16 protein-coding genes are annotated in these 17,113 nt (G+C 38.5%); 11 read left to right on the forward strand and 5 right to left on the reverse strand.

All coding sequences use genetic code 11. The features are described from left to right. From ACIR310F_RS26085 to ACIR310F_RS0106810, 3 genes are all read left to right on the forward strand, one after another. A partial coding sequence (locus ACIR310F_RS26085; protein WP_196803177.1) for a beta strand repeat-containing protein occupies positions 1 to 5,093 on the forward strand: 5,093 nt, incomplete at its 5' end. A 79-nt stretch (positions 5,094 to 5,172) separates the two neighbouring features. Further along, complete coding sequence (locus ACIR310F_RS0106805; protein WP_028083165.1) at positions 5,173 to 5,421, forward strand: hypothetical protein; 249 nt, start codon at positions 5,173 to 5,175, stop codon at positions 5,419 to 5,421. Positions 5,422 to 5,464: 43 nt separating this feature from the next. Further along, positions 5,465 to 6,091, forward strand: coding sequence for a Uma2 family endonuclease (locus tag ACIR310F_RS0106810; protein ID WP_028083166.1), 627 nt, complete (start codon positions 5,465 to 5,467; stop codon positions 6,089 to 6,091). Positions 6,092 to 6,108: 17 nt separating this feature from the next. Here ACIR310F_RS0106810 and ACIR310F_RS25335 read toward each other — a convergent pair whose 3' ends face one another. Continuing rightward, a complete protein-coding gene (locus tag ACIR310F_RS25335) occupies positions 6,109 to 6,255 on the reverse strand; it encodes a hypothetical protein (RefSeq protein ID WP_155963654.1) in 147 nt (48 codons plus the stop codon). 111 nt (positions 6,256 to 6,366) lie between these two features. Here ACIR310F_RS25335 and ACIR310F_RS0106815 point away from each other — a divergent pair, with 111 nt between their 5' ends. Continuing rightward, positions 6,367 to 7,929, forward strand: coding sequence for an NAD(P)H-quinone oxidoreductase subunit N (locus ACIR310F_RS0106815; protein WP_028083167.1), 1,563 nt, complete (start codon positions 6,367 to 6,369; stop codon positions 7,927 to 7,929). Between the two features lie 190 nt (positions 7,930 to 8,119). Here ACIR310F_RS0106815 and ACIR310F_RS0106820 read toward each other — a convergent pair whose 3' ends face one another. Then, entirely contained in the window at positions 8,120 to 8,665 is a 546-nt protein-coding gene (locus ACIR310F_RS0106820) for a response regulator (RefSeq protein ID WP_028083168.1), read from the reverse strand. Positions 8,666 to 8,966: 301 nt separating this feature from the next. Here ACIR310F_RS0106820 and lipA point away from each other — a divergent pair, with 301 nt between their 5' ends. From lipA to psaX, 3 genes are all read left to right on the forward strand, one after another. Further along, positions 8,967 to 9,863: a lipoyl synthase gene (lipA, locus tag ACIR310F_RS0106825; protein ID WP_028083169.1), complete on the forward strand. Its 897-nt coding sequence runs from the start codon at positions 8,967 to 8,969 to the stop codon at positions 9,861 to 9,863. Next, positions 9,811 to 10,062, forward strand: a complete 252-nt coding sequence (locus tag ACIR310F_RS24145; protein WP_071604798.1) for a hypothetical protein — start codon at positions 9,811 to 9,813, stop codon at positions 10,060 to 10,062. The genes lipA and ACIR310F_RS24145 overlap by 53 nt, the downstream gene beginning before the upstream one ends. Positions 10,063 to 10,174: 112 nt before the next feature. Then, entirely contained in the window at positions 10,175 to 10,294 is a 120-nt protein-coding gene (gene psaX / locus ACIR310F_RS0106830; protein WP_028083170.1) for a photosystem I protein PsaX, read from the forward strand. A gap of 21 nt (positions 10,295 to 10,315) precedes the next feature. Here psaX and ACIR310F_RS0106835 read toward each other — a convergent pair whose 3' ends face one another. Next, entirely contained in the window at positions 10,316 to 11,185 is an 870-nt protein-coding gene (locus ACIR310F_RS0106835; protein WP_028083171.1) for a branched-chain amino acid ABC transporter permease, read from the reverse strand. 214 nt (positions 11,186 to 11,399) lie between these two features. Here ACIR310F_RS0106835 and ovoA point away from each other — a divergent pair, with 214 nt between their 5' ends. The 4 genes from ovoA to ACIR310F_RS0106855 all read left to right on the forward strand — a co-directional run bounded on the left by ovoA (position 11,400) and on the right by ACIR310F_RS0106855 (position 16,043). Next, the gene (gene ovoA, locus ACIR310F_RS0106840; RefSeq protein WP_028083172.1) at positions 11,400 to 12,737 is read left to right on the forward strand and encodes a 5-histidylcysteine sulfoxide synthase; all 1,338 of its coding nucleotides are present in this window, start codon (positions 11,400 to 11,402) and stop codon (positions 12,735 to 12,737) included. 51 nt (positions 12,738 to 12,788) lie between these two features. Continuing rightward, complete coding sequence (gene egtD / locus ACIR310F_RS0106845; protein WP_028083173.1) at positions 12,789 to 13,766, forward strand: L-histidine N(alpha)-methyltransferase; 978 nt, start codon at positions 12,789 to 12,791, stop codon at positions 13,764 to 13,766. A 65-nt stretch (positions 13,767 to 13,831) separates the two neighbouring features. Further along, the gene (locus tag ACIR310F_RS0106850) at positions 13,832 to 15,388 is read left to right on the forward strand and encodes a radical SAM protein (protein WP_028083174.1); all 1,557 of its coding nucleotides are present in this window, start codon (positions 13,832 to 13,834) and stop codon (positions 15,386 to 15,388) included. A 160-nt stretch (positions 15,389 to 15,548) separates the two neighbouring features. Further along, positions 15,549 to 16,043 carry a DUF427 domain-containing protein gene (locus ACIR310F_RS0106855; RefSeq protein WP_028083175.1) on the forward strand — a complete coding sequence of 165 codons (495 nt, stop codon included), beginning with the start codon at positions 15,549 to 15,551 and terminating at the stop codon, positions 16,041 to 16,043. Between the two features lie 186 nt (positions 16,044 to 16,229). Here ACIR310F_RS0106855 and ACIR310F_RS0106860 read toward each other — a convergent pair whose 3' ends face one another. Beyond that, positions 16,230 to 16,634, reverse strand: coding sequence for a putative toxin-antitoxin system toxin component, PIN family (locus tag ACIR310F_RS0106860; RefSeq protein WP_028083176.1), 405 nt, complete (start codon positions 16,632 to 16,634; stop codon positions 16,230 to 16,232). Continuing rightward, positions 16,631 to 16,870, reverse strand: a complete 240-nt coding sequence (locus ACIR310F_RS0106865) for a hypothetical protein (protein ID WP_028083177.1) — start codon at positions 16,868 to 16,870, stop codon at positions 16,631 to 16,633. Before ACIR310F_RS0106865 ends, ACIR310F_RS0106860 begins: the two co-directional genes overlap by 4 nt. Between the last annotated feature and the right edge of the window lie 243 nt (positions 16,871 to 17,113).

Genomic DNA, 17,113 nt, shown 5'->3' on the forward strand with positions numbered 1-17,113 from the left:
AAATAGACACCCCCGGAGATGAAGGGGAAAAATTCTCAGCATTGGTGCGCGGACAGAATTTAACAACTCAAGAATTAGGCAGAATTAACATAGAAAATGATTGGGCAAATATTACTGTAGGAGGTGAACAAGTTGCTGTAGAGCAAAATACACCAATTGTTTTAACAGTGACAACAACCGCAGATCAAAATGATGGTACTGCTACGGGAGGTTTATCTTTACGAGATGCGATTTTAATAGCCAATGCTAATACAACCAATGATTACATTATTGAATTACAAGGAGGACAAACTTATTCATTGAGTATTAAGAATACTGCTTCACTTAATAATGGTGGAAATGAACAAGCAGCAGTCACAGGTGATTTAGATATTTTATCAGGTGGAAAAATCACTATTAAATCTGTTGGTACTCAAAAAGCAATTATTGACGCAACAAATTTAAAAACAAGTTTTGCATCAGGCTTTGGAGATTCGGCAATTGATGTCAAAGAAAATGCCTATTTGATTTTAGATGGTGTGACGATTACTGGTGCATCTTTAGGTGCAGTTTGGATCAATGATAAAAGCACCGCAGAAATTAATAATAGCATCATTACTAATAATACCATCACCGTCGCATCTGCTGGTTCTTATCTTGATCCAAATGGGGGCGGTATTATCAATAATGGAACTCTACTTTTAAAAGACAGCACTATTAGTAATAATAGTGCGGCTGGTTGGGGCGGTGGTATTTTCAACAACAGTGGAACAGTAACCATTACCAATACAACTATTAGTAATAATAGTGCTGAAAAAAGTGGTGGTGGAATTTCCAATGGTGATGGTACTTACTCTTATACGGCGGGAACTATTACCATAAATAATACTACAATTAGTGGTAATAGTGCCAAAGAAAATGGTGGCGGTATTTTCAATGGTGATGGTTTTTCCTATGATACGGAGGGAACTATTACTATGAATAATACTACGATTAGTGGTAATAGTGCCAGAGAAAATGGTGGCGGTATTTTCAATCGAGAAAAAACTTATCTCAATAATAGCACTATTACTAATAATACTGCTGACTTAGACAGTAATAATAACGGCAAGGGTGGCGGAATTTATAACTTCGATGATGGCTACGGTACAACAGAAGAAGTTTACACCAAAAACACCATTATTGTAAATAATTTTCACACGCCAAATAATAGCGGTTCTCCTGCAAATGGCATTTACAATCCTGATATTAGTGGACTAATTTATGGCAATAATCACAACTTAATTGGTAACTTGACGGGAGCAAGTGGCACAATAGGCACAGGAACAGATATTGTTAAACCCAATATTCTCCTTGGTCCTCTACAAAATAACGGTGGTACAACCCAAACCCATGCTTTATTAGATGGAAGTCCAGCGATTAACGCGGGTAATAATAATAATATTCCCCTGGATGTAACTGATACTGATGGTGATGGAAATACGACTGAAACCACTCCTTTTGATCAACGCGGAACGGGTTTTTCTCGAATTGCAAATAATCGTGTTGATATTGGCGCATTTGAGTTTCAAGGAATCCCTTCCCCTATTATCAAAATCAATAATATTTCTATTCTTGAAGGGAATAGTGGCACAAAAACGGGAACTGTAACAGTCAACTTAAACGCCGTAACTGATAAGACGGTGACGGTTAATTACACAACAGCTAATAATAACGCTATTGCTGGAATTGACTATACTGCTACTAGTGGTCAATTGTCTTTTGCACCAGGAGAAACCACTAAAACCATTACTGTAACTGTTTTCGGAGATAATATTGCTGAGGCTAATGAAAGTTTCTTTGTTAACCTTAGTAATGCCACGAATGCCATAATTGATCCCAACGCTGGACAAGGAATTGTCACTATTACCGATGATGAACCCCATCCTATCATTCTGGGAGGTAATTCACTACCCAATCCAGCTATTACCCTAACTGTAAATACAACCGCAGATCAAAATGATGGTAGTGCTACTAATGGTTTATCTTTACGAGATGCGATTTTAATAGCCAATGCTGACACAACCAACGATTACATTATCAATTTGACAGGGGGAACAACCTATAGTCTCACTGCTTTTTCTCTCATTGATACCAAGGGGGGAGATTTAGATATTCTTGGTAAAGTCACCATTCAATCAACGGGAACTCAACCTGCCACAATTGATGCTAGTGGTTTGACAAGCACAGATCGCGTTTTTGAGGTATCTAAATACTTAAACTTGAGCAATATTGTAGTCAAAGGAGGATTAACAACTAGAAGTGGTGGTGGGATTTATATTGGGGAGAATGCTACAGCCTTATTATTCAACACAACTGTAAAAGACAATTCCAGTTCATCGATCTTCTCGTCCGGAGGAGGAATATACAATGGTGGTGTATTAGCTTTAATCAACTCAACTGTTGCTGATAATCAAGTGGTTGGTTCTTATACCGACGGTGGTGGGATCTATAATAGTGGTCAAGCCATTCTGTTGGGAACAACGATTAAAAATAACACTGGAAGGTCAGGTGGTGGTATCTATAATAGCAAAACCTTAACCATCAGCAATAGCACTATTTATAACAACATTGGCGAGGGAATATCTCAATCTTCCTCAAGTTCTACAATTAACTTAATTAACAGTACAGTAAGCGGTAATCAAGCTTCCAGGGCTGGTGGAATTGATGCAAGTGGTGGAGTAGTAAATGTAGTTAATAGTACGATTACTCAGAATACTGCCACCAGTTCATACAGCGGTGTTGGAGGAATTGACAGTGATGGAGGTACTGTTAACCTAAGAAATTCAATTGTTGCTGGAAATATTGGCATATATCCTGATATTGAGGGCAACATTAATGGCAATAATAACAACCTAATTGGTAACTTGACGGGAGCAAGTGGCACAATTGGCACAGGAACAGATATCGTCAATCCCAACCCCAAACTTGGACTATTACAAGATAATGGTAATGGCATTTTTACTCATGCACTACTTAGCGGTAGCCCAGCAATTAATGCAGGCAATAACGCCTTAATCATAACAGACGTTTTCGATCTTGATGCCGATGGTAACGATAATAGCGAAACCATCCCCTTTGATAACCGAGGCAGTGGATTTACCCGAATTTCCAGTGGTACAGTTGATATCGGGGCATTTGAATTTCAACCCGCTCTTAACCTCAGTCTCAGTATAAATGACGTTACCTTAACTGAAGGTAACAGCGGTACAAAAAACGCCACCTTTACCGTTACCCTTTCTGGTGAAACTTTCCAACCTGTCACCGTTAATTATGCTACAGCTAATGGCACAGCTACCGCAGGAAGTGACTACACAGCCACAACGGGAACATTAATCTTTAATGTTAACCCTGGAGAAACCAGTAAACAAATTACCGTTTCTGTCTTGGGAGATAGCTTATTTGAAGCAAACGAAACCTTTTTTGTTAACTTGAGTAACGCCACAAATGCGAGTATTGCAGATGCTCAAGCTCAGGGTACTATTACTAATGATGATGTGGCTTTACCCACCATTACCCTAGCAGTATCTCCTAGTAGCGTTACGGAAGATAGTACAACCAATCTGGTTTACACTTTTACTCGTACAGGAGCGACAACTAGTGCCTTAACCGTCAACTATGGCATCACTGGTACAGCCAACAGTACCGACTATACAGGTGCAACCCCAGGAACAGGAAAAACCATCACCTTTGCTGCGGGTGCAAGTACAGCCACTTTAACCATTGACCCCACAGCAGACACAATTGTTGAAAGTAATGAAACTGTGGCTTTAACATTAGCTACAGGAACAGGTTACACCATTGGGACAACCACAGCCGTCATAGGAACTATTACTAATGATGACTTATTACCTAATCTTAACCTCAGCGCTAACCAGACCATAGTTGAAGGTAACACCAACCCTCAAAACGTTACTTATACCGTTACTCTTTCCAGCACTAGCACCCAAACCATTACCGTCCAATATGCCACTGCTAACAGTACAGCCATAGCAGGATCAGACTATACCAGCACCAGCGGAACTCTCACCTTTAACCCTGGTGTTACCAGTCAAGTCATCAATATTCCCATTCTCAATGATTCCCTGAATGAAGCTAATGAGACCTTTAGCCTCACCCTTAATTCTCCCACTAATGCCAGCTTGGGTACAAGCCAAACTGTAACTACAACCATAACCGATACCCTCAGTGCCGCTGCTACCACTACTCTACCAACCAACGTAGAAAATCTTACCCTCACAGGAACAACAGCAATTAACGGTACAGGTAACGCGGGTAATAACGTCATTACTGGCAATAGTGTCAATAACACCCTCTCAGGTCTCAATGGTAATGATACATACTCCTTTGTTGCTAATAGTGCCTTGGGGACGGACACAATTACAGAAACGGCAACAGGGGGTATTGATAATCTTGACTTTACTGGGACGACTGCTGCTGTAAATGTGAATTTGGGTGTTGCAACTTCACAAACGGTCAATAGTAATCTTAAACTGATTCTCTCTGCTAATAACGTCATCGAAAATGCCACAGGTGGTACAGGAAATGACCGTCTCACAGGTAATGCTCTAAATAATACCTTAAATGGCGGTAGTGGTAATGACCAACTGCAAGGGTTAGGAGGAAATGATACCCTCTGGGGAGGAGCAGGTAATGATATTCTCAACGGTGGCACTGGTAATGATAGTCTCTGGGGAGGACTTGGTGATGATATCTTGACGGGAGGAGTTGGTAATGATCAATATCTGTTTCAAAGCGATAGTGTTTTTAGTACCAGCTTAGGCGTTGATTACATTAGCGAGTTTGAAGCGGGACTAGACCAGATTGTATTAAGTAAAGCTACATTTAATGCCATTACTAATACTGTCGGACAGGCTTTAACTGACTTTGCAGTTGTTAGTGATGATGAATTTGTCAATGCTAGTAACGCTCGTATTGTGTTTAGTCAAGGTACGGGAAGTCTATTCTATAACCAAGACGGCAGTATTTTGGGTACGGGAACAGTGTTTGAATTTGCCCGTTTAGGTAATCCTGATATCACTCTCACTAGTAGTAATTTCAGTTTGATTGCTTAAGCTGTTATAGCTGTCTTACGCAAAATCCACAACCCGCCAGGGAATGAATTCCCCGTCTAATAGCAAAAGTCATCTAAAGATGACTAAAAATCCGAAAATATCCCCAGTTTACTTTAGTGCAATCGCCGATCTTGTAGGTTGGGTTGACGAAAGGAAACCCAACATTTCCACCAAACAATATTCCCTGCCAAAATTAATTAACATCATACATCCTACTGTTACTGTTTTTTTTGAAAAATTTAGGGCGATCGCCATCTCCTCTTATTATCAAGTTATTATCAAGGTGAACTTTACATTAGCCTTTTTAATTCGGAGTGCATGGATTTAGCGAAAATGCTAGAGTGATGATATTGATGGGGCTAAGTTGACCTATGACCATTGCAACCGAAATACCAATACAACAGCAGTTACTGAGTTTTGGCGATTTTATCGTCCGTTATGGTGACAGTAACCGCTACGAATTGATTGATAGAGAGGTGTTTGATTTAGAACCAACAGGCTACCATGAAGAAGTTTCAGCTTTTACTACCACAAAAATTTGCGCCCAAATTGATGCAATAGGTTTAAATTGGTTTGTCCTTCAGCGAGGATTACTACGTCCTTCTAACTTGGGTATGACAGCATTTCGACCTGATGTTATGGTTATTGATCGCAATGAACTTGCGAAAGAACTACTTTGGAATGACCAATCAATCCTCACGCTGGGCAGTTCGATTAAATTTGTGATGGAAGTAGTTAGTAGCAACTGGCAAAACGATTATGCGCGTAAAGTCGAAGACTACGCAATTCTAGGTATTCCTGAATATTGGATTGCGGATTATGCGGGTCTAGGTGGGACTCGACATATTGGGAAACCGAAACAACCTACCCTTTCCATTTGTACGTTAGTCAAAGGAGAGTATGAAATTCAGCAAATTCGAGGCAATCAACCCATTACTTCACCGACATTCCCAAATTTCAAACTGACAGCTGAACAAGTTTTAAAGGCTGGCAGATAAAGTGCTTTAAGCTATGCTTACAGGAATATCCGGTTAGCTAAAATCAAATAAGTAGATGAACGGAAAAAAACCGAAATATGTAACAAAAAGTAAAGTTGCCGAAAACTTGTTCCCTGTTCCCTGTTCCCTGTTCCCTTGCCCCAACGACAATTTTTAACGCCCACCTACTTATAAGAATTATCAACTGTTAAAGATAGAAAGATCAATGCAATTTTAGTTAAAAACTATAGATAGAATAAACTTGTGTCAGCTAATCGCTAAAACCTATACATCTCATGGATTTTGCTAATTTTGCATCCCAGTTAAATGCGGGAACGATTTTACCAGAGGGAATCGTCATGATTACTCTCTTGGGGGTTTTGATTGTTGATTTGATTTTGGGGCGTAGCTCTGCTCGCTGGATAGGATATCTAGCTACGCTCGGTTTAACAGCGGCAATAATCGCTCTATACTTTCAATGGGATACAACTACCCCCATTGCTTTTACTGGTAGTTTTAATGGTGATGACCTGAGTATTGTCTTTCGTGGTATCATCGCTCTATCGGCGATGGTGACAATATTCATGTCAATTCGCTATGTCGAACAAAGTGGTACGGCTTTAGCCGAATTTATCGCTATTTTGATGACTGCGACTTTGGGAGGAATGTTTTTATCCGGTGCTAATGAGTTGGTGATGATTTTCATCTCTCTAGAAGCCTTGAGTATTTCCTCTTATTTGTTGACAGGCTATACAAAACGTGATTCCCGTTCCAATGAAGCGGCGTTGAAATACCTGTTAATTGGTGCTTCTAGTACAGCAGTATTTTTGTATGGTGTTTCCCTCTTGTATGGTTTATCTGGTGGACAAACGGAATTAAGTGCGATCGCTCAGGGTATTGCTACAGCGAATGTTGGTCAATCTCTAGGTTTAGTAATTGCTTTAGTTTTCGTAATTGCGGGTATTGGCTTTAAAATTTCCGCTGCACCTTTTCACCAATGGACACCAGACGTTTATGAAGGCGCACCAACTCCTGTCATCGCTTTTTTATCCGTCGGTTCTAAAGCAGCAGGGTTTGCTCTGGCTATCCGCTTATTAACCACTGTCTTCCCGATTGTAGCTGATGAGTGGAGATTTGTTTTCACTGCTTTGGCTGTCCTAAGTATGGTATTGGGTAACGTTGTCGCCCTAGCCCAAACTAGCATGAAACGGATGTTAGCTTATTCATCTATTGCCCAAGCTGGGTTTGTGATGATTGGTTTAATTGCGGGAACTGATGCCGGTTATTCCAGTATGATTTTCTATCTATTGGTATACCTGTTTATGAACTTGTGCGGCTTTACTTGTGTCGTATTATTCTCTCTCCGCACGGGAACAGACCAAATTGCCGAATACTCAGGTTTGTATCAAAAAGACCCTCTCCTCACACTGGGTTTGAGTATTTCCCTGTTGTCTTTGGGTGGTATTCCCCCATTAGCCGGATTTTTTGGGAAAATTTACCTATTTTGGGCAGGTTGGCAAGCTGGTCTTTACTGGTTAGTTCTCCTCGGTTTAATTACTAGTGTAGTTTCTATCTATTACTACATTCGTGTAGTTAAGATGATGGTGGTCAAAGAACCTCAAGAAATGTCCGAGGTAGTCAAAAATTATCCCCAAGTGCGTTGGGATTTACCAGGGCTTAGACCTTTGCAAGTGAGTTTGATAGTAACTTTGATAGCTACTACTATCTCTGGAATTTTATCCAATCCTTTGTTTACTTTGGTTAACAGTTCTGTTACTAACACTCCCATGTTACAAGCAGCAAAGGTTACTAGTGTACAAGCTAGTGTGATTACCAATCAAGAGCTAAAGCAATTTTAGTTTATTTCTCAGCAATGGGTAATAAAGCTGATCTTCAATAAACTTCTCGAGGCAAAGATTGTAGAGACATTCCATGGAACGTCTCTACAATGGTTCTGGGGTACAGATATTTAATTTCTGTAGATGTCTAACACCCAATTACCCATTTTCTTGTTAATTGCCAATGTAATAATAATTACGAAGCACAAAACTACTTGATTTTCTGTTTGATAAAAGCGACAATTTGATTAACCTGTTTTTTTAGTCCATCAATTTCTAATTGCATCTTGACAATTTTGTCATTTAATGATTTTATTTCATTAAGTGAATCTACCCCCTTGACATCAAGTGTAAATTGGGGTGATTTTAAGCCTTGCTGACCCTTTTTAGACTTGGCTATTGCTGATTTAACCGCGTTAACAAGTTGGGTTTTGTCAAAAGGTTTGCCCAGAAATTCAAAATATTCAAATGGTTCTACTAATTTTTCTGTCACTTCTTCCTTACTGCCTGACATGATCACTAAAGGAATTTTCCGTAACTCTGGTTTAACTTGAATATTGTGGAAAATTTCCCAACCACTCATTTTCGGTAACAGAAAATCTAGTATGATCAAATTGAATTTTTCCTCAAGTATCAAATTATACCCTTTCAACCCGTCATTAGCCTCGATGATCTCGAAACCAGGGGGTAACATTTCTCTGATTTTTATTCTCACAACGCTAGTATCGTCAATAACTAAAATTCTGTTATTTGCCATAGCTGCCAGTCCCACTGAAACCTCATTTATTCAGATAGCCAATTGATTTTTCAAGTTCCCTGATCATATTTAGGGTTTGCTGCAAGGTAGAGAGTACTACTATACAGTATTTTGATTGTAAACACAAGTGTCAGTTACTAAATTTCCCTGATTATATTTAGGGCTTGCTGCTAGGTAAAGAATACTACTATACAGTATTTTGATTGTAAACACAAGTGTCAGTTATTAACTGCAAATTAACTGGTGTTTGGGTTTAAGTAGTAAGATAAATTGAGATCAGCGAGATAGGTAAGTATATATTATGAATTATTCACAAAAGGTTGATATCAAGTCGGAAATTATAACTATGCCTAGCTGGTTGCGTCGTCCTCTGGGTAAAGCTAGTGAAATGTCTACTGTTCAGCGGATCATTAAGCAGCGTCAAATTCACACGATTTGTGAAGAGGGTCGTTGTCCAAATCGGGGCGAATGCTATGCTCAAAAAACAGCGACTTTTTTATTAATGGGTCCGACCTGTACCAGATCCTGTGCTTTTTGTCAAGTAGATAAAGGTCATGCCCCCATGGCTTTGGATGAGCAAGAACCCCAAAAAGTAGCAGAATCAGTACAGCTTTTAGGATTGCGGTATGTGGTGTTAACTGCTGTAGCCCGTGATGATTTAGCTGATGGGGGAGCGGGTCATTTTGTCAAGACAATGGAGAGTATCCGTGACCTGAACCCAGCAACTCAAATTGAAGTGTTAACATCTGATTTTTGGGGTAGTGGAGGTCTAGCTGGCCAACGTCATAGCCTAGAGATGATTATTCAAGCTGAACCGGCTTGTTTTAACCATAATGTGGAAACAGTCCGCAGGTTAACCCCAACCGTGCGCCGAGGGGCAAAATATGACCGCTCCTTGGCTGTATTAGCAACAGTTAAAGAATTTAATGATCAGATTCCTACGAAGTCGGGTGTGATGGTGGGTCACGGAGAAACAATAGATGAATTAATTGAGACAATGGCGGATTTGCGCTCTGTAAAGTGCGATCGCTTAACCATGGGTCAATATATGCGTCCTTCTTTAGATCATCTCCCAGTCCAAAAATATTGGACACCAGAGGAATTTACAGAATTAGGTGATATAGCCAAGGAAATGGGTTTTAATCATGTCCGTTCAGGTCCGTTGGTTCGCAGTTCCTACCACGCTGGGGAGGAATAAGGGAACAGGGAACAGGGGACAGGGGACAGGGAACAGGGAACAGGGAACAGGGGACAGGGGACAGGGAACAGGGAACAGGGAACAGGGAACAGGGGACAGGGAACAGGGAACAGGGAACGGGGGACAGGGAACAGGGAACGGGGGACAGGGGACAGGGGTGCAGAGGAAAAGATTTTTCCTACCAACAACTGACAACTGACAACTGACAACTGACAACTGACCAACCTTACAAAAATATTTTTAAAGAATTTGCAAAATTGGCGCGTGAGTTTGCTATTTCTTAAAAAGCCACAAAATTAGGAGAACCGCTTATGACTGCTAAAGGAAAACCTGCTGCTAAACCTTCCTACGCTTTCCGTACTGGTTGGGCTTTATTACTTTTGGCTGTTAACTTTTTGGTAGCAGCTTACTACTTCCACATTATTGAATAGTTAGAAGTAGGCTGGTGCTGCTTAAATTGTGCCTTTGAATAAACCCTTGGGACGAATCAGCAGCACCAGAATCATGATTAATAGGGCTACACCTTGTTTATACTGTGAACCTAGCCAAGGGGTGCTAACTTCTTGGGCAATGCCAATTATAAAGGCTGCGGCGATCGCTCCGTAAGGATTGCCAATTCCGCCCAAAATTACAGAAGCGAATAGGGGTAAAATCAAAAACCAACCCATATTTGGACGCACGGCTGTAATTAGCCCGTACATACTACCTCCCAGGGAAGTGAATGTACCAGCAATTACCCAAGTCCAAAGAATTACTCTATCAACATTAATACCCGATACCCTAGCCAAATCTAAATCGTCGGCCACTGCCCGCATGGCTTTACCAACTTTGGTATTTTGTAGTAGGTAGTGAAGGGATAAAATGGCTAAAATAGCTAATCCCAGTACCAATAATTGATTTTGCGGTACTCTTAATGTGCCAAATTCTAAAGCTGATATCACGGGTAGATTATAGTTTTGGTTTTTACCTCCCCAGATAAAGATAATCCCGTTGCGGAGGAATAAAGCCAGCCCAATAGAGATAATGATCAGACTTGTGGAGGTGGCACGGATAGACCGCATTTTTGACCACAGTAATTTTTCTGCTAGTAACATTCCTCCTACTGTTCCCAAAGCTGCTAAAATCATTGACAGCCAAATATTTACACCTGTACTATTGGTCATCAGGGTTAGATAAGCACCCAAAGTGAGAAAATCACCATGGGCAAAATTAGATAACCGTAAAATCCCGTAGGTTAGAGTCAGTCCGACGGCTGCTAGGGCAATAATGCTACCTACAGCAATACCGTTGATCATCAATTGAGCAAATTGTTGTATATCCATAATTATGCGGTGATTTTCATGCCTTTACCCGTTTCTATTGCATATAATCGTAACTTTCAATTATACATTTTGTAATCGGAATATGTAAACTTTTTTTACGAACTTATCTATATACTGAGAAGACAACATAACATAGTTATGTTAACATAATCTCAGATAAAATAATTTAGTTAATCCAAGTTATACCAAGGAATTAATTACCAAGGCTAATCAAATGACAGACACCCATATTCCCCAACTCGATAATTGTAGTTCCACAATCCTACTTAAATATTTTGAAAATTCCTGGGAAATGGAAGAAACCTTAATGAAAAGTGTAATTAAGGAAGAAACCTTTTATCTAAATCCCGATCCTTTAAGAAATAAATTAATTTTCTATCTTGGACATTCGGCTGTTTTTTATATCAATAAATTAATTCAGGTCGGTTTATTAACAAATCGGATTAATCCCCAATATGAAAATCTATTTGAAATTGGCGTTGATCCAGAAACACCAGCAGAACTGGAGGTAGCTATTCAAGGATTTAACTGGCCTGATGTTGAAAAAGTCTGGGAATATCGAAACAAAGCTAAGGAAAAAATTACAGCAATCATTAACAACACTACCCTAAATTTACCCATTCATCAGCAACATCCTATTTGGGCTTTATTAATGGGAATAGAACATAGTCGCATTCATCTGGAAACCTCTTCGATGCTGTTGCGTCAACTACCAATTGATAAATTAAAACGTCCCAAAGGATGGAATTATGCGCCCAGTAATGGAGAAATTCCTAATAATCAAATGCGAGAAATTCCCGGTGGTGTCGTCAAATTAGGAAAAAATCAAGATGATTTAACTTTTGGGTGGGATAGTGAATATGGTAATTTAGAGGTTGAAGTTCAACCATTTTTAGCTAGTCAATATCTAATTACAAATGGAGAATTTTTAGAATTTGTTCAAGCAGGTGGTTACAACAATTCTAATTACTGGAATGCTGAATCTTGGGAATGGAAACAACTCTACAATGTAGAATATCCTAAGTTCTGGATAACCCAAGAAAATAACTATCGTTATCGTGCTACATTTGATGAAATAGATTTACCTTTAGATTGGCCTGTAGAAGTTAACCATTATGAAGCAATGGCTTATTGTCAATGGAAAGGTAAGAATACTCGGTTAATGACAGAAGTAGAATGGAATCAAGCTCTGAAAATATCTGAAGATTCTAGATTATCAAATAACTACAATCTCAACTTACAATTTATTTCCCCAACTCCTGTAGGAATGTTTTCAGAAAATAATCAATCTGGTATTTCTGACTTACGGGGTAATGTTTGGGAATGGTTGTCTAGTAGATTTTATCCCTTACCAGGATTTCAAACCCATGATCTTTATCCAGATCAATCTGCACCATTTTTTGATAATAAACATTTTATGATGTTGGGTGGTTCTTGGGCAACGAATGGTACAATGGCTTTAGCTTGTTATCGTAACTGGTTTCGTCCGTTTTTTTATCAGCACGTCGGTTTTAGAATTGCTGCAAGTTTGGATGAAATAAATATGAAATAAATATCTTTTTTTTCACCCAGAGTCACAAAGTAAACAAAGAGGATTTAGCAAATGATTACACAACCTTTAACAGTTTTAGATCATCATTATCAAGAGCTAAGTATTGATGGTAAAGATGTCATTAAGGGGTTAACTGAAAAACGGAAAAATTTACCCCCCAAATATTTTTATGATGATCCTGGTTCTCTATTATTTGAAAAGATTTGTGAGTTACCAGAATATTATCCGACTCGTACAGAAGCCTGGATTTTACAACAATATGCTGATGAAATTGCAGAAATTACAAATTGTTGTCAGTTGATAGAATTGGGTAGTGGTAGTTCTACAAAAACTCAAGCTTTATTAAATGCTTATCAAAAAATTTCTGGTAATTGTAAATATCTGCCTATTGATGTCAGTGGAGGTATTCTGAAAACTAGTGTTTTACAATTACAAGAAAAATATCCTGATTTTGCAATTCATGGTTTATTAGGAACTTATGAACAAGCTTTAGTTCATCTAGAATCGAATTATTTACAATCACGGATGTTATTTTTCTTGGGAAGTTCTTTAGGGAATTTTAACCCAGAAGAATGTGATATTTTCTTAAATCAAGTTTCTCGCACTTTACAACCGGGAGATTACTTTTTATTGGGGATTGATTTACAAAAACCCCAAGATATTCTAGAAGCTGCTTATAATGATAGTCAAGAAGTGACTGCTGCTTTTAACTTGAATATGCTTTCCCATTTGAATTGGCGTTTTCAAGGTAATTTTGATCTCAATTTTTTTCAACATCAAGCAATTTATAATCAGGTTGATCATCAAATTGAGATGTATTTACATTGTCAAAAAAGCCATTGGGTTCACTTGGAAATTTTGGATTTAAAGGTACATTTTGTAGAAGGAGAAAGTATATTAACAGAAATTTCTCGGAAGTTTGATTTAATAACCATGTCAGAACAACTAGACAGTAAAGGATTAAAAACCGTCAAAACTTGGACTGATCAAAAAGGATGGTTTGGATTGATTTTGTGTCAGGTTGGATAAATAGATTTAGTGGATTTTCAGTTCAACTAATGCCATGAAAATATCAAGAATCAGAGGAGATCATTATGACCTTAACATCTCACAAAAGACCCACAATTGGATTAATTGAAGTACCTGCCACCGGATTATACGATGCAGAGGGCAAAAATTGGACTTCGTTATATAGACATCGTTCCTTAATCAGTAAACAAGTTTTGATTCCTGACTTGCAAGCCGGAGGATTTGATGCCCAATTAGTCAATCTTAGAGATGACAATTATAGTGAAGAGTTTGGTGAAGTGTCCTGGAAAGGGATGACTCTGCGGAAAACTTATGTGGGGGGTAAAATTTCCGCCGTTGATCCTCAAGCCTTTGATGCTTGGGGTGTGACAGTTAATTTCTCTCAAGATCGTCAAGTTACCTGTATGGTAATTGAACATTTGGCTAAAGGAAATCGCCCCATTGTGGTGGGAGGTTCTGATGCTTTGGCTGAACCCCATCACTACTTAAAAGCAGGTGCAACAGCCGTTGTTCAAGATAAATCTGGGGCTGCAAATTGGGCGCTGTTTGATTATGTATTGGGAAGAATACCAAGAGAAGAACTTTCAGGGGTGATTTTTGCCAACGGTAAACAATATCCTAGAAAAACTAAAGCCAAAAGTCCAGAGGAGTGGGCTTTACCTTCTGTGGAAGTAGCCAGGGAATGTTTAGGGACTCTTCCCAATGTTCAAGGAAAAGTACCTGTGGGTTCACTGGTGGCAGATATTGGTTGCGATCGCACCTGTGATTTTTGCATGACTCCTACCTACGGTACTGGTTATCGCCGAATGTCCCCAGAAACAGCCCTGAAATGGTTGGCTATCCAGAAGGAAGCGGGGGCAGTGGCTATCAATATCGGATCTGATCAATTTCTGGCCCGTGGTCTATTTCCTCAAGGACGACAAGAGATTATAGATATTACTGATGGTGCGCGGGAGATAGGAGTATCTCTGATGTGGCCAAATGGTTTGGAACTGAGGAAAACAACTTTGGGCAGTGGGCGTAACTACGAAAGCACTGATCTTAGACCTGATGAAGAACTGATTCAAGCCTTGTTCGCTTGGGATGGAAAAGTTGGTTGTCCTTTGGCTTATATCCCCGCAGAACGTCCTGTTTTTGGACGGGAAGCCTACAAAAAGTTGCTACCCTGGCAAGAGCATTGTACATTGATGAAATCTGTAGTTAGCACTGGTGTACCTGTGGTTACCTATGGCATTATTATCGGTCTACCTGATGATGATCATGATGACTTATTACGTCTTGAGGAAGCAATTACAGACCTGGTAGATGAACTGGTAAAGATTAACCCTGAATTAGAATTTCAGACCTCTTGCTATAGCATTATTCCTTTACCCGGAACACCCCAAGCTTTTAATTTACGCAAAGAGGGATTACTGCAATTTGAAGATAGTTGTTTATGGGGAGTATGGACAACAACCTCTAATACTCATCACTTAACTTATGACCAGGTTTCCGATTGGCAAGTTCGTTTATCTAATATTCGCAGATCACCGGCTGAATTTACTAATTATAATGGGGAGTATTCGGGAATGGTAAGCACAGCTTCCTCTGATGACTCAAAAATTGTGTTAGTTAAGTCTTAGACTCAAGAGAAACCTTTTGGTGATGATTGGTGATTGGTGAAAAAATTATCAATTATCAATTATCAATTCTTTCTCCTGAATCCTGTACGGGTGAACGGCAGGAAAGCCCGTACTGATTTCTAACAAGTACAAGATACTTAATCACCATAAATTAGCAATCATGAAACCACAATCTATTACCCCACAACCAGGACAAGAATCTGTTTGGAATTATCCTCGTCCCGCAATTTTACAAGATACTAATAAACATCTAAAAATCATTGTCAATGGTATTGTTTTAGCAGAAACAACTGGGGGAAAAAGAGTTTTAGAAACTAGTCATCCTCCAGGTTATTATATTCCTGCTGAAGATATTAAAACAGAATATTTAATAGCAACAGCTAAAAAAAGTATGTGTGAATGGAAAGGTATTTGTGAATATTATGATGTTTCTGTGGGAGAGAAGTATATTCATAATGCTGCTTGGAAATATATTCAACCTAGTCCTAATTTTCAATCAATTCAGGAATATTATAGTTTTTACCCTGGTTTAATGGATGCTTGTTATGTTAATGATGAGTTAGTTATACCTCAAGCTGGTAATTTTTATGGAGGATGGATAACTAGTGATATTGTTGGACCATTTAAAGGTGAACCCGGTACTTGGGGATGGTAAATAAGGAAAATTTCAGTTGTCAAAATTGATAGTTTGACAACTCATGAACATCACGGAGAAATTATCTATATAATAGTCCACGAAGGTGGACTTCGCTTGTGTAGTAGCGATAGCGCAGCGTGGCGTAAGCCATATTATATTCGCCGAAAACTTTTCCAACATCCTCTAATTTAACTTAAATTTCCATCAAGATAAATATGCTTCTTTAAACTGAGAAACTGAGATAATTTTAGTCTCAATTAGTGTCTGTGCCTCGCTAAAATCTTTATCTCCAGTAATTAGTAAATCAGCTTTAGCTGCTATAGCACAGCTAAGAAACTTGGCATCTTTTCTATCTCTTTTAAACTCAATAGTATTATCAGTTCTAATTAACGTGGTAACATCTTTTACACATTTTAGAAAAAGATTTCGTTTATCTAAATTAATGTTTAACTTTTCCCTATTTAATACTGATTGATACTCTTCAAGAATTTCTTCTGACACTAACCAAGTATACTCTAAATTACAGGCAACAAATAAAACTACTTGTTCAGGAACTCTATTCTTTAAAGCAGCCGATATGAGAATATTCGTATCTATAATAACCCTCATTCTGCTCTCCGGTAAGCATCAATTTCTTCACTAATTTCTTCTTCTGTGATTTCTTGGGAAGAAGGTAAAGATTGAATTTCCTTGAATAAAGACTGCAATTGATTAGCTGCTGCTAATCTTTTTTCATCAACTACCTGAATCTTGATTTCTACTTTTGTTCCTACTGCAAAAGGTAAATTAGAGAGAACTACCTGTTGAGAATTATCAATGATTAAATAAGTTTGATATGCATTCATTTTTTTACACTGTTAAATATTTCTTCTATTTTAGCATTGCTTTTACTTTTTAGTTAAGATAAGCAATAATTTTTGAGATTTTAACAACTCCCTGATAACTTTTTCCACAGGACGAGGTTGAATATTTACTTGATAATTCATATACTATTCAGCACTGCTATAATAGAATCTATCAGCTATTTATGATTATTGGCATCAATTTATGAATAAATTTATACACTATTTATGTTTTATTTATGTTTT

The sequence above is a fragment of the Dolichospermum circinale AWQC310F genome (assembly GCF_000426925.1).
GTDB classification, from domain to species: Bacteria; Cyanobacteriota; Cyanobacteriia; order Cyanobacteriales; family Nostocaceae; genus Dolichospermum; species Dolichospermum circinale.

What these genes read in the sequence shown, in the direction of transcription:
- ACIR310F_RS0106815 (WP_028083167.1), top strand. Translation starts at nt 6,367, where the DNA reads ATGGATTTTGCTAATTTTGCATCCCAGTTAAATGCGGGAACGATTTTA.
- lipA (WP_028083169.1), top strand. Translation starts at nt 8,967, where the DNA reads ATGAATTATTCACAAAAGGTTGATATCAAGTCGGAAATTATAACTATG.
- ACIR310F_RS0106860 (WP_028083176.1), bottom strand. Translation starts at nt 16,634, where the DNA reads ATGAGGGTTATTATAGATACGAATATTCTCATATCGGCTGCTTTAAAG.
- ACIR310F_RS0106855 (WP_028083175.1), top strand. Translation starts at nt 15,549, where the DNA reads ATGAAACCACAATCTATTACCCCACAACCAGGACAAGAATCTGTTTGG.
- egtD (WP_028083173.1), top strand. Translation starts at nt 12,789, where the DNA reads ATGATTACACAACCTTTAACAGTTTTAGATCATCATTATCAAGAGCTA.
- ACIR310F_RS0106835 (WP_028083171.1), bottom strand. Translation starts at nt 11,185, where the DNA reads ATGGATATACAACAATTTGCTCAATTGATGATCAACGGTATTGCTGTA.
- ACIR310F_RS0106805 (WP_028083165.1), top strand. Translation starts at nt 5,173, where the DNA reads ATGACTAAAAATCCGAAAATATCCCCAGTTTACTTTAGTGCAATCGCC.
- ACIR310F_RS0106810 (WP_028083166.1), top strand. Translation starts at nt 5,465, where the DNA reads ATGACCATTGCAACCGAAATACCAATACAACAGCAGTTACTGAGTTTT.
- ACIR310F_RS0106820 (WP_028083168.1), bottom strand. Translation starts at nt 8,665, where the DNA reads ATGGCAAATAACAGAATTTTAGTTATTGACGATACTAGCGTTGTGAGA.
- psaX (WP_028083170.1), top strand. Translation starts at nt 10,175, where the DNA reads ATGACTGCTAAAGGAAAACCTGCTGCTAAACCTTCCTACGCTTTCCGT.
- ACIR310F_RS0106850 (WP_028083174.1), top strand. Translation starts at nt 13,832, where the DNA reads ATGACCTTAACATCTCACAAAAGACCCACAATTGGATTAATTGAAGTA.
- ACIR310F_RS0106865 (WP_028083177.1), bottom strand. Translation starts at nt 16,870, where the DNA reads ATGAATGCATATCAAACTTATTTAATCATTGATAATTCTCAACAGGTA.
- ACIR310F_RS24145 (WP_071604798.1), top strand. Translation starts at nt 9,811, where the DNA reads ATGTCCGTTCAGGTCCGTTGGTTCGCAGTTCCTACCACGCTGGGGAGG.
- ovoA (WP_028083172.1), top strand. Translation starts at nt 11,400, where the DNA reads ATGACAGACACCCATATTCCCCAACTCGATAATTGTAGTTCCACAATC.